Genomic DNA, 12,439 nt, shown 5'->3' with positions numbered 1-12,439 from the left:
CCCGCAGCGTGGGATGACGAGGACGGGCCAGAACGTTCCGTCCGCAGGGCCGTGTTGTAGAGCCGAGCCCATGCTCGGCTTCCCGCAGGGCGCCGGATTCTCCGAAGCAGCCGAGCGTAGGCTCGGCTCTACAGGGCACGCCCCGCCGGCACGTCGTAGAATATCGGCCCCGCCGCTCGTCCCAGCCCTGCCGACATGTCCGATTCCGCCCTGCTCGCCCTGTCCCCGCTCGATGGCCGCTATGCCGGCAAGGTCGACGCGCTGCGCCCGATCTTCTCCGAATACGGCCTGATCAAGGCCCGCATCACGGTCGAGGTGGAATGGCTGCTGGCGCTGGCCGCCGAACCGGGCATCGTCGAACTGGCGCCGTTCTCCGACGCCGCCGTCGCCCGCCTGCGCGACCTGGCCGCCCGCTTCAGCCCGGCCCAGGCCGCGCGCGTGAAGGAGATCGAGCGCACCACCAACCATGACGTCAAGGCGGTGGAGTACTTCATCAAGGAACAGCTGAAGGATGACGCCGAGCTGGCGCCGGCGCTGGAATTCGTGCATTTCGCCTGCACCAGCGAAGACATCAACAACCTCAGCTACGGCCTGATGCTGGAACAGGCCCGCCGCGAGGTGCTGCTGCCGACCCTGGACGGCATCGCCAGCACCCTGCGCACCCTGGCCCACGCCCAGGCCGGCCAGCCGATGCTGTCGCGCACCCACGGCCAGACCGCCTCGCCGACCACTTTGGGCAAGGAACTGGCCAACGTGGTCGCTCGCCTGGAACGCCAGCGCCGGCAGATCGCCGCGGTCGAACTGACCGGCAAGATCAACGGTGCCGTCGGCAACTACAACGCCCACGTGGCCAGCTACCCGGACGTGGACTGGCCGGCCTTCGCCGAGCGCTTCGTGACCGGCCTGGGCCTGGTATTCAACCCGTACACCACGCAGATCGAGCCGCACGACAACGTGGCCGAGATCGGCGATGCCGCACGCCGCGCCAACATCATCCTGATCGATCTGGCTCGCGACATCTGGGGCTACATCTCGCTGGGCTATTTCAAGCAGCGCCTGAAGGAAGGCGAAGTCGGCTCGTCGACGATGCCGCACAAGGTCAACCCGATCGATTTCGAGAATGCCGAAGGCAACTTCGGCATCGCCAACGCGCTGTTTGAGCACTTCAGCGCGAAGTTGCCGATCAGCCGCTGGCAGCGTGACCTGACCGATTCCACCGTGCTGCGTGCACTGGGCACCGCGTTCGGCCACAGCCAGGTGGCGCTGGATTCGCTGGCCAAGGGCGTGGGCAAGCTGGAAGTGAACCCGCAGCGCCTGGATGCCGATCTGGACGCGGCCTGGGAAGTGCTGGCCGAGGCCGTGCAGACGGTGATGCGCCGCCATGGCCTGCCGAACCCGTACGAGCAGCTGAAGGCGCTGACCCGCGGCCAGGGCATCACGGCCGAGTCGATGCGTGCGTTCGTGCAGGGGCTGGAGCTGCCGGCGGATGCGAAGCAGCGCCTGCTGGAGATGACCCCGGGCAGCTACACCGGCCTGGCCGAGTCGCTGGCGAAGAAGATCTAAGAGGTTTCCGTTGCGGCGGCGGCCGCGGGCGCTGCCTGCGGCAGGCAACGGCAACGGCAACGGCAACAGCAATAGCAACGTCAAGAGCGGCTCTGGATTGCTGCTAGCTGGGCGGGCCGGGAGGGGCCACCGGGACACGCCGTAAACCCATCCCTGAAGTGACCCCCGGGAGTTGGACGCCAGATCCAACCCCGAGGGATACATGAACAGATACGACGCTCGTTTCAAACTGCAGGTCGCCAAAGAGGCCTGCAAGACCTCCACATCAGTCAAAGCCGTTGCTCGTCGCCACAGCTTGGAGGCCTCCACGGTCAGGCGCTGGGTGGCGACCTATCGGCTGCATGGTTGGCGCGGATTTCATCGCCAGGCCCGGTTCTATGACCTCCCGTTCAAGTTGGCTGTCCTGGAAAAAATGAGCCAGGACGGCATGTCCGGGCGGGAGGCCACCACCTACTTCCAGATCGGTGATGCCGGCGCGGTGGGGCGATGGCGGCGCCTGTATGCTCAAGGCGGTGCCCAAGCGTTGGCACCGCCTCCGCCGCTGCCCCGAAAGCCGATGAAAAAGACCCGTTCGTCCAAGCCACCTGAGGAAATGAGCCGCGATGAGCTGCTCAAGGAAGTCGCCTATCTGCGTGCGGAGACCGACTACCTAAAAAAACTCGATGCCTTGATCCGGGAAGAGCAGGCGGCGCAAGACGCAAAGCGCAAGCCATCCAAGGATTGAGGCAGGTTCATACGCTGTCGCTTCTGCTCGAAGCGGCGGAGCTGTCACGCAGTACGTTCTATTACCAGAACCATGTCCTGGCCCATCCGGATCAGGACGAGGCAGCCCTGTGCGAGCGCATCCGTGCAATCTACGATCAAAGCCAAGGGCGCTATGGCTATCGCACGGTGACGCTGGAATTGGCCAATCAGGGTCATCGGACCAATCACAAGCGGGTACAGCGCCTGATGGGGGAGATGGGCCTGAAATCACGGGTACGGGTGAAGCGCTACCGGTCCTTCAAGGGGGCCGCCAATGTTGTGGTTGGCAATGACCTCAATCGCCAATTCCACGCCGAGCGCCCCAACCAGAAGTGGGTGACCGACGTGACCGAGTTCAAGGTACAAGGCATGAAGCTGTATCTGTCGCCGATCATGGACCTCTACAACGGCGAAATCGTGGCTTATCAGATCAAGCGCCAGCCCGTGTTCGATCTGGTAGGTCAGATGCTGGAGGAGGCCATCAAGAAGCTTTCGCCGGATGAGCGACCGATGATCCACTCCGATCAGGGCTGGCAGTACCAGCATGAAAACTACCGGCACATGCTGGAAAAGCACTCTTTGAAACAGAGCATGTCCCGGCGTGGCAACTGCCTGGACAATGCAGCGATGGAGAGCTTCTTTGGGACGCTGAAGTCGGAGTTCTTTTACCTGAACAGCTTTGACAGCATCGAGAGTCTGGAGGCGGGGCTGGTGGAATACATCCAGTACTACAACCAGGAGCGCATCAAACTGAAACTGAAAGGCCTGAGCCCGGTAGAGTACCGGGAGCGGGCCCAATCGGTCGCCTGACCCCGTCCAAGTCTCGGGGGTCACTTCACCATGGGGGCTCGATGGCGCCATCCATGGCTGCAACGGTCCCGCTGACCCCTCCCGCCCCACCTCTGACAGTTGTCCGGTGACGGATCGAAGAGCGTTGGGTTGTCGGGACGGAATTTGAAAGAGGGACGCGGCTTCGCCGCGTCCGTCTTTGTTTGAGGGTCTTTTGTAGAGCCGAGCCCGTGCTCGGCTGCTTTTGGGCGTGGGCAACAGCAAGCCGAGCGTGGGCTCGGCTCTACACAAGCAAGCGCAGCGCTCGAACCGCCGTTGCCTTTAATCTTCTTCTTCATTCTGTGGCGGGCCGCGCAGAGAACTGTCAGGGGCCGGGCGGGTGGGCTGCGCGGGGGTGTCCGCCGCATGGATGCGGCGGCCAAGCTTACAGGGACGTACTTGCAGCGTCCCCCGCGCAGCCCACCCGCCCGGCCAAACCCGGCTTTTGCTTTCAGCGACCAACCCAGACCCCGCCACGAGGGGCTCCGCCGTTGGCCGGACACCCCGCGACAAACCCGCGCACGTGCGCAATCCCCACGAACGTCGGACAATGGAGACCTTGGCGGCCCGCCGCGCCGCCCCTCCCGCTTTCCGCTGCAAGGATTCCCCCATGGCCGCCCGCAAGTCCTCCGCCCCCCTGATCGAAGTCACCGCCCGCCCCGGCCAGCCGCTGGGCATGGCGCCGGCCACCTTCCTGCGCGACTTCTGGCAGAAACGCCCGCTGCTGATCCGCAACGCCTTCCCCAATTTCCAGACCCCGGTGCAGCCGGAAGACCTGGCCGGGCTGGCCTGCGAGGAAGGCGTGCTGGCGCGCCTGATCGAGCACGACAAGACCCAGGACGGCTGGCGCGTGCGCACCGGTCCGTTCCAGGAAGACGTGTTCCCCGCCCTGCCCGACCATGACTGGACCCTGCTGGTGCAGGACGTGGACAAGTGGGACCCGGACGTGCGCGCCCTGATCGAGCACTTCAGCTTCCTGCCGCGCTGGCGCATGGATGACGTGATGATCAGCTTCGCCGCCACCGGCGGCTCGGTCGGCGCCCATGTCGACCAGTACGACGTGTTCCTGCTGCAGGCCCACGGCCATCGCCGCTGGCAGATCGATGCCAGCGAATCGATCAAGGGCAGGCAGCCGCCGCTGGGCTTCCGCCCGGACGTGGAGCTGAAGCTGCTGAAGGTGTTCAAGCCCACCCACGACTGGGTGCTGGCGCCGGGCGACATGCTCTACCTGCCGCCGAACGTGCCGCACCACGGCGTCGCCGAAGACCCCTGCCTGACCTTCTCCTTCGGCATGCGCGCGCCGTCCTCGGCCGAGCTGATCAGCGACTACCTGGACACCCTGATTGCCGATGCCGACGAGAACATCCGCTATCAGGATGCCGACCTGAAGGTGCCGGCCGACCCGAACGAGATCGACACGGTGGCGATGGCGCGGGTGATCACCGCGCTCAACGCCATCCGCATGAACGACCCGGACAAGCTGGGTGACTGGTTCGGCCGTTTCATCACCACCTACCGCGCCGCCGGCGAAGTGATGGCTCACCAGGCCGCTCCCGCACCGGAGGAAGTGGTCCAGGCCCTGGCCTCGGGCCTGCTGCTGCAGCGTCACCCCTGGGCGCGCCTGGCCTGGCGCCGGGCCAAGCGTGGCGCCAGCCTGTACGTCAGCGGCCAGGACTTCGCGCTGCCGGTGACGGACGCGCAGCGCCTGGCCGGCGCCGAGCAGCTTGATGCCGCCTCCTATCGCGGCCTGTCCGACAAGGGCCGCGCGGTGGTCCAGCAGCTGTTGGCCGGTGGCGTGTTCCAGCTGATCGATCCGAACGAGGTGTATGACGCTGAAGATGAGGATGACGGCGAAGACGCCGTGGTGCTCGGCGAAGTGGTTGAAGGCCGTGACCGTGTCGACGCGATCGACGCCGACGCGGTGTCCGACGATGTCCACACCGTGACCGTGCACGACGACGGCATCGAGGTCATCGTCAACTTCGAGGATCACGACGAAGACGACAGCGACGACGGTCGCGCCTGAGCCCTGCCGCCATGGTCCGGGTCCAGCAGGTCAGCCACGCGGACGCCCACGTTGCCATCCACGACGTGCGCCAACGCGTGTTCGTGCAGGAACAGGGCATCGCCGCCGAACTGGAACGCGACGCGCTGGACCCGGTCAGCGCCCATGTGCTGGCGCTGGACGCCGAAGGCCTGCCGGTCGGCACCGGCCGCCTGGCCCCCGATGGCCGCATCGGTCGCATGGCGGTGCTGGCCGACCATCGCAGCCAGGGCGTCGGTGAGGCCCTGCTGGAGGCACTGGTCGAGGCCGGGCGCCGGCTCGGCCTGGCCGAACTGCACCTGCACGCCCAGCTGCCCGCCCGCGACTTCTATGCCCGCCAGGGCTTCCTGCCCAAGGGCGAGGTGTTCGAGGAGGCCGGCATCGGCCACCAGCAGATGCGGCGGCGGCTGGGCGCGGCCAGCGCCATCGACAGCCGCGCCGAGGCCGTGGCGGCCACTACCGCCGTCATTCACCGCGCCCGTCGCCAGCTGTGGCTGCACAGCCGCCAGCTCGACCCGGGCCTGCTCGACACGCCTACGGTGCAGGCCGCGCTGCGCCGCTTCGTCACTGCCCGCCACGACAAGCAGCTGCGGGTGATCGTGCACGATGCCGCTGCGATCGCCGCTGCCGGCGCCCCACTGCTGGCGCTGGCCCAGCGCCTGCCCAGCGTGGTCCGGTTCCGCGAGGTCAGCGATCCGATCGACCGTGCGTTGGCCTCGGCCTGCCTGCTCAACGATGCGGGCGACTTCTACTTTCGTCTGATCGGCCATCGCCTCGACGGCGAGGCCGGCATCGCACTGCCTGCACGTTCGCAGCCGTTCGAGCAGCAATTGCTGCGTGTCTGGGACCGTTCGCGCGATTGCAGCGAACTGCGCGCGCTCGGCATCTGAGCCGGCGCCGCCGACCCAACCTGTCTGGAACCGGCACCCGAGGACGCGGGTTGCCTGCGGCAATGCCCCTTCGTGGCCCGTTGGGGGTACAATTTGGCTGTTTGAACGCGCCCGCGCAGGGCTATTCATCATTCCTGCCGGGTCCTTCTGAAGCCATACCCCACAAAGCGAATCAACACCCTCCATCGTGGACAATCAACTGAAGCAGTTTGCGCAATCTTCGCAACTCGCCGGCGGCAACGCCTCCTATGTCGAGGACCTGTACGAGCAGTACCTGGTCTCCCCGGATAGTGTCGATCCCAAATGGAAAACCTACTTCGATGGCTTCAAGGGCCGTGAAGCAGGTGACATTCCGCACTCGGCCGTCATCTCCCACATCGCGGACGCGGCCAAGGATGCGCTGAAAGCTGGCACCGGCAGCGGTGCGGGCGACGAGCGCGAGCGCAATGTCGGTCGTCTGATCACCGCCTACCGCTCCCGCGGCCACCTCGACGCCCGCCTGGACCCGCTGGGCCTGGCCGCACCGGTCAACACCCCGGACCTGGGCCTGCCGTTCCACAGCCTGTCCGATGCCGACCTCAACAGCGAGTTCAGCACCGGCGGCGTCGGCGGCCAGCCGCGCATGAAGCTGCGCGACCTGCTGGCACGCCTGAAGGCGACCTACACCGGCTCGATCGGTGCGGAGTTCATGCACATCTCCGAGGTCGAGCAGCGCCAGTGGATCTACAAGAAGCTGGAAGCGGCCGGTGGCAACTACCAGCTGGACGCTGACACCCAGCGCCGCACCCTGGAGCGCCTGACCGCGGCCGAAGGCCTGGAGCGCTACCTGCACACCAAGTACGTCGGCCAGAAGCGCTTCTCGCTGGAAGGCGGCGACTCGCTGATCCCGATGATGGACACCATCATCCGCAGCGCCGGCAAGGATGGCGTCAAGGACGTGGTGATCGGCATGGCCCACCGCGGCCGCCTGAACGTGCTGGTCAACACCCTGGGCAAGAACCCGCGCAAGCTGTTCGACGAGTTCGAGGGCAAGTTCGAGCACGACGAGCACGCTTCGGCCGGCGACGTGAAGTACCACATGGGCTTCTCCGCCGACGTCGCCACTGAAGGCGGCCCGGTGCACCTGGCGCTGGCGTTCAACCCGTCGCACCTGGAAATCGCCGACCCGGTCGTGGCCGGTTCCGTGCGTTCGCGCCAGGAGCGCCGCAAGGACACCGCCCGCAAGCAGGTGATGCCGATCCTGATCCACGGCGACGCGGCCTTCTCCGGCCAGGGCGTGGTCATGGAGCTGTTCCAGATGTCGCAGGCCCGCGGCTTCGCCGTCGGTGGCACCGTGCACATCGTGGTCAACAACCAGGTGGGCTTCACCACCTCCAACCCGCTGGATACGCGCTCCACGCGCTATGCCACCGACGTGGCGAAGATGATCGCCGCGCCGGTACTGCACGTGAACGGCGATGATCCGGAAGCGGTGGTGTTCGCCGCGCAGCTGGCCTTCGAGTTCCGCCAGAAGTTCGCCAAGGACGTGGTCATCGACCTGATGTGCTACCGCCGTTGGGGCCACAACGAGGCCGACGAACCGGCAATCACCCAGCCGCTGATGTACCAGGTGATCCGCAAGCACCCGACCACCCGCGAGATGTACGCCGAGCAGCTGGAGAAGGCAGGCGTGATCGCCGCCGGTGCCGGCAAGGCGATGGTCGATGCCTACCGCGAGAAGCTGGACGCCGGTGAAGTGACCACCGAACTGGCCAAGGTCGAGAAGACCCCGCCGAGCAGCCCGCTGTTCGTCGATTGGCCGAAGCTGCTGGAAGGCAAGCTGTCCGACCCGGTCTCGACCAAGGTCGAGAAGAACAAGCTGGTCGAACTGGCCAGGCTGATCAACACCATCCCGGACGAAGTGCAGCTGCACTCGCGCGTGGCCAAGGTCTACGACGACCGCCGCAAGATGGCCGCCGGCGAGATTCCGGGCGACTGGGGCTTTGCCGAGAACCTGGCCTACGCCACCCTGCTCGACGAAGGCCATGCACTGCGCCTGGTCGGCCAGGACGTCGGCCGCGGTACGTTCACGCACCGCCACGCGATCCTGCACGACCAGAAGACCGACAACTACTACATGCCGCTGCGGCAGCTGGTGGATTCGCCGGAGAAGGCCACCGTCATCGACTCGCTGCTGAGCGAAGAAGCGGTGATGGCCTACGAATACGGCTTCTCCACCACCGATCCGAACACGCTGTGCATCTGGGAAGGCCAGTTCGGCGACTTCGCCAACGGCGCCCAGGTGGTGATCGACCAGTTCATCGCCGCCGGTGAAGCCAAGTGGGGCCGCATTTCCGGCCTGACCCTGCTGCTGCCGCACGGCTATGAAGGGCAAGGCCCCGAACACAGCTCGGCGCGCCTGGAGCGCTTCCTGCAGCTGTGCGCGCTGGAGAACATGCTGGTGGTCGTGCCGTCGACTCCGGCCCAGGCCTTCCACATGCTGCGTCGCCAGCTGCACATGACCACCCGCAAGCCGCTGGTGGTGATGTCGCCGAAGTCCCTGCTGCGCCACAAGCTGGCGGTGTCGACCCTCGACGAGCTGGCCAACGGCGAGTTCCAGCACCTGATCGGCGACGCCAATGCCGACGCCAAGAAGGTCAAGCGCGTGGTGCTGTGCTCGGGCAAGGTCTACTACGACCTGCTGGAGGACCAGACCAAGCGTGGCCAGGACGACGTGGCGATCATCCGCGTGGAGCAACTGTATCCGTTCCCGCGTGCGCTGCTGGCTGCCGAGCTGAAGAAGTACGGCAAGGCCACCGACGTGGTGTGGACGCAGGAAGAACCGCAGAATCAGGGCGCGTGGTACCAGATCCGCCACCACCTGCAGTTCTGCCTGGCCGATGGCCAGAACCTGCACTACGCCGGTCGCGCACGTTCGGCCTCGCCGGCTGCCGGTCACATGGCTGACCATGTCCGCGAGCAGCAGCAGCTGATCGCCGACGCACTGGTCAACCCGTTCAACGACCAGGTCGCTGAATAACTCTCCCCCCTATTTAGAAGACAAACCAGGAAGCTCCCGCAATGGCCACCGAAGTCAAAGCCCCGGTACTGCCCGAATCCGTCGCCGACGGCACCATCGCCACCTGGCACAAGAAGGTGGGCGACGCCGTCAAGCGCGACGAAAACCTGCTTGACCTGGAAACCGACAAGGTCGTCCTGGAAGTGCCGTCGCCGGTTGACGGCGTGCTCAAGGAAATCAAGTTCAAGGAAGGCGATACCGTGACCTCCAGCCAGGTCGTGGCGATCATCGAAGAAGGCGCCGTAGCTGCGGCTCCGGCCCCGGCCGCTGAAGAGAAGAAGGCTGAAGCCGCACCGGCCGCCGCTGCTCCGGCCGCTGCCGCTGCGCCGGCCCCGGCTGCCAAGTCGGCCGCCGACGCGCTGCCGCCGGGCGCCCGCTTCACCGCCATCACCGAAGGCGTGAACCCGGCCGACGTCGACGGCACCGGCCGTCGTGGCGCGGTGACCAAGGAAGACATCGTCAACTTCGCCCGCAACGGCGGCGCCGGCAAGGCCGGTGGCGCTCGTCCGGAAGAGCGCGTGCCGATGACCCGCATCCGCAAGCGCATTGCCGAGCGCCTGATGGAGTCGAAGAACTCCACCGCCATGCTGACCACCTTCAACGAAGTCGACCTGTCCAAGGTTTCGGCCGCGCGCAAGGAACTGCAGGACGAGTTCGTCAAGGCCCACGGCATCAAGCTGGGCTTCATGAGCTTCTTCGTGAAGGCCGCCGCCAACGCGCTGCAGCGTTTCCCGCTCGTCAACGCCTCGATCGACGGCGACGACATCATCTACCACGGCTACTCGGACATCTCGATCGCCGTCTCGACCGAAAAGGGCCTGGTCACGCCGGTCCTGCGCAACGTCGAGCGCATGTCGTTCGCCGACATCGAGAAGACCATCGCCGACTACGCCAAGAAGGCACGTGACGGCAAGCTGGGCCTGGAGGAACTGCAGGGCGGCACCTTCACCGTGACCAACGGCGGCACCTTCGGTTCGCTGCTGTCGACCCCGATCATCAACCCGCCGCAGAGCGCCATCCTGGGCATGCACGCCATCAAGGAGCGTCCGATCGCCCAGAACGGCCAGGTCGTGATCGCGCCGATGATGTACCTGGCGCTGTCCTACGACCACCGCATCATCGACGGCAAGGACTCGGTGCAGTTCCTGGTGGACATCAAGAACCAGCTGGAAAACCCGGGCCGCATGCTGTTCGGCCTGTAAGAAACCTCCCGCCCCTCCGCGCCTGCGCGGAGGGGTTCTGGTAATGCATCAAGGAATAATTCAATGGCTGAACAATTCGACGTCGTCGTCATCGGTGCCGGCCCGGCCGGTTACCACGCTGCCATCCGCGCGGCCCAGCTGGGCCTGAAGACCGCCTGCATCGACGCTGCGCTGGGCAAGGACGGCAAGCCGGCCCTCGGCGGCACCTGCCTGCGCGTGGGCTGCATCCCGTCCAAGGCGCTGCTGGACTCCTCGCGCCAGTTCTGGAACATGGGCCACATCTTTGGCGACCACGGCATCAGCTTCAAGGATGCCAAGATCGACGTCGAGGCGATGATTGGCCGCAAGGACAAGATCGTCAAGCAGTTCACCGGCGGCATCGGCATGCTGTTCAAGGCCAACAAGGTCGCCGCCTATTACGGCTTCGGCCAGCTGCAGCCAGGCAACGTGGTCAAGGTGAAGCAGCACGACGGTTCGGAAGTCGAGCTGAAGGGCACCAACGTCATCATCGCGGCCGGTTCGGATTCGATCGAGCTGCCGTTCGCCAAGTTCGACGGCGAGACCATCGTCGACAACGTCGGCGGCCTGGACTTCACCGAAGTGCCGAACCGCCTGGCGGTGATCGGCGCCGGCGTGATCGGCCTGGAACTGGGCAGCGTGTGGAAGCGCCTGGGCGCTGAAGTGACCATCCTGGAAGCCATGCCGGAGTTCCTGGCCGCTGCTGACGCCGAAGTGGCCAAGACCGCTGCCAAGGAGTTCAAGAAGCAGGGCCTGGACATCAAGCTCAATGCCAAGGTTTCCAAGACCGAGATCACCGGCAAGGGCAAGAAGAAGGAAGTCATCGTCACCTACACCGACGCCGAAGGCGAAAAGACCCTGACCGTGGACAAGCTGCTGGTGGCCGTGGGCCGTCGCGCCGCCACCAAGGGCCTGCTGGCCGAAGGCACCGGCGTCAAGGTCAACGAGCGCGGCCAGATTGAAGTCGATGCGCACTGCCACACCGGCGTCGACGGCGTGTGGGCGGTCGGCGACTGCGTGCGCGGCCCGATGCTGGCGCACAAGGGCTTCGAGGAAGGCATCGCGGTGGCTGAGCTGATCGCCGGCCTGCCGGGCCACGTCAACTTCGACACCATCCCGTGGGTCATCTACACCGAGCCGGAACTGGCCTGGGTCGGCAAGACCGAAGCCCAGCTGAAGGCCGAGGGCATTCCGTACAAGGCCGGCAGCTTCCCGTTCGCCGCCAACGGCCGTGCCGTGGCGATGATCGAGCCGGCGGGCTTCGTGAAGATCCTGGCCCATGCCGAAACCGATCGCATCCTCGGCATGCACCTGGTTGGCGCCAACGTCTCCGAACTGGTGCACGAAGGCGTGCTGACCATGGAGTTCAGCGGCTCGGCCGATGACCTGGCCCGCATCTGCCACGCCCACCCGTCGCTGTCGGAAGTGGTCCACGACGCGGCGATGGCGGTCAGCAAGCGCGCCATCCACAAGGCGAACTGATCGTTCGCGGGTTGTGCCGGCCGCTGGCCGGCATGGCCGGATGCAAGGAACCCCGCTTCGGCGGGGTTTTTTGTTGCTCATTTCCCTGTAGTGCCGAGTCCACGCTCGGCTGCCCTGCACAGGCCGCCGAGCATTGGGCTCGGCGCTACACCTTTCCGGCCGGCTTCTTCGGCGGATCGTCACAGATGCGGTGCCGGACCACGGTTCCACCCGCCTTCCACTCCTTCACCACCCGGCAGCGCTCCCTGGGCTTGACCGCCCTGGCCGCTGCAGCATCCGCCTCATCGGCAGCGGCGGCCTGCTGTCGTTCCAGCCATGCGGACGACGGTGACACCGGTGTGGCCGGTGCCGGCCCCGCAAGCAATGCCAGCGCGACCAGCACCACTGCCCTCATGCCGCCACCGGGCCGCCGCCGAGCAGGCGCGCGGGCAGCATGAACAGCGCGCGCAGGAACGCAAACAGCGCCGAGAACGTGATGCCGACCAAGCGGAACGGCAGGCTCAGCAACCAGACAAACGGCCACGCGATCAGGGCGAGGACCGCCAGCGGCCAGCACAGCACGAACAGCAGGCACCACACACCGAGCGCGAACAGGGTCTTCATCACGGTC

9 protein-coding genes are annotated in these 12,439 nt (G+C 66.1%); 7 read left to right on the top strand and 2 right to left on the bottom strand.

Going from position 1 to position 12,439, the window contains the following annotated elements; translation table 11 throughout:
* The first annotated feature begins 195 nt into the window (after positions 1-195).
* The 7 genes from purB (at position 196) to lpdA (ending at position 11,829) form a co-directional block, all read left to right on the top strand.
* Positions 196-1,563 (top strand): adenylosuccinate lyase, encoded by a 1,368-nt coding sequence (gene purB / locus ROV95_RS10875; protein ID WP_312544346.1) that lies wholly within the window; start codon positions 196-198, stop codon positions 1,561-1,563.
* Positions 1,564-1,765: 202 nt separating this feature from the next.
* Positions 1,766-3,117 (top strand): IS3 family transposase gene (locus tag ROV95_RS10870; protein ID WP_312544345.1). Its coding sequence is split into 2 segments (ribosomal slippage): positions 1,766-2,213 and positions 2,213-3,117, totalling 1,353 coding nucleotides; the frame shifts between segments, so codons are not numbered across the junction.
* Between the two features lie 628 nt (positions 3,118-3,745).
* Entirely contained in the window at positions 3,746-5,161 is a 1,416-nt protein-coding gene (locus ROV95_RS10865) for a cupin domain-containing protein (RefSeq protein WP_312544343.1), read from the top strand.
* An 11-nt stretch (positions 5,162-5,172) separates the two neighbouring features.
* Positions 5,173-6,069 (top strand): GNAT family N-acetyltransferase, encoded by an 897-nt coding sequence (locus tag ROV95_RS10860; protein WP_312544342.1) that lies wholly within the window; start codon positions 5,173-5,175, stop codon positions 6,067-6,069.
* A 187-nt stretch (positions 6,070-6,256) separates the two neighbouring features.
* Positions 6,257-9,088 carry a 2-oxoglutarate dehydrogenase E1 component gene (locus tag ROV95_RS10855; RefSeq protein WP_019660410.1) on the top strand — a complete coding sequence of 944 codons (2,832 nt, stop codon included), beginning with the start codon at positions 6,257-6,259 and terminating at the stop codon, positions 9,086-9,088.
* A 41-nt stretch (positions 9,089-9,129) separates the two neighbouring features.
* Complete coding sequence (gene sucB, locus ROV95_RS10850; RefSeq protein ID WP_019660411.1) at positions 9,130-10,329, top strand: dihydrolipoyllysine-residue succinyltransferase; 1,200 nt, start codon at positions 9,130-9,132, stop codon at positions 10,327-10,329.
* Between the two features lie 63 nt (positions 10,330-10,392).
* On the top strand, positions 10,393-11,829 hold the full coding sequence (lpdA, locus tag ROV95_RS10845) for a dihydrolipoyl dehydrogenase (RefSeq protein ID WP_134732295.1): 1,437 nt from the start codon (positions 10,393-10,395) through the stop codon (positions 11,827-11,829).
* A 145-nt stretch (positions 11,830-11,974) separates the two neighbouring features.
* On the opposite strand, the gene ROV95_RS10840 is transcribed toward lpdA, so the two are convergent.
* Together ROV95_RS10840 and ROV95_RS10835 are read right to left on the bottom strand one after the other, a co-directional pair.
* Entirely contained in the window at positions 11,975-12,223 is a 249-nt protein-coding gene (locus ROV95_RS10840) for a hypothetical protein (RefSeq protein ID WP_032955311.1), read from the bottom strand.
* A complete protein-coding gene (locus ROV95_RS10835; protein WP_019660414.1) occupies positions 12,220-12,432 on the bottom strand; it encodes a hypothetical protein in 213 nt (70 codons plus the stop codon). The genes ROV95_RS10840 and ROV95_RS10835 overlap by 4 nt, the downstream gene beginning before the upstream one ends.
* Positions 12,433-12,439 lie beyond the last annotated feature (7 nt).

The sequence above is a fragment of the Stenotrophomonas maltophilia group sp. msm1 genome (genome assembly GCF_032025805.1).
GTDB lineage: Bacteria > Pseudomonadota > Gammaproteobacteria > Xanthomonadales > Xanthomonadaceae > Stenotrophomonas > Stenotrophomonas hibiscicola.
The sequence above is the reverse complement of the archived record's forward strand: the minus strand, read 5'-3'. Positions and strand labels throughout refer to the sequence as shown.

Bases quoted from the DNA above. Each gene is read 5' to 3' on its own strand.
- purB (WP_312544346.1), top strand. From the start codon at position 196: ATGTCCGATTCCGCCCTGCTCGCCCTGTCCCCGCTCGATGGCCGCTAT.
- ROV95_RS10865 (WP_312544343.1), top strand. From the start codon at position 3,746: ATGGCCGCCCGCAAGTCCTCCGCCCCCCTGATCGAAGTCACCGCCCGC.
- ROV95_RS10860 (WP_312544342.1), top strand. From the start codon at position 5,173: ATGGTCCGGGTCCAGCAGGTCAGCCACGCGGACGCCCACGTTGCCATC.
- sucB (WP_019660411.1), top strand. From the start codon at position 9,130: ATGGCCACCGAAGTCAAAGCCCCGGTACTGCCCGAATCCGTCGCCGAC.
- lpdA (WP_134732295.1), top strand. From the start codon at position 10,393: ATGGCTGAACAATTCGACGTCGTCGTCATCGGTGCCGGCCCGGCCGGT.
- ROV95_RS10840 (WP_032955311.1), bottom strand. From the start codon at position 12,223: ATGAGGGCAGTGGTGCTGGTCGCGCTGGCATTGCTTGCGGGGCCGGCA.
- ROV95_RS10835 (WP_019660414.1), bottom strand. From the start codon at position 12,432: ATGAAGACCCTGTTCGCGCTCGGTGTGTGGTGCCTGCTGTTCGTGCTG.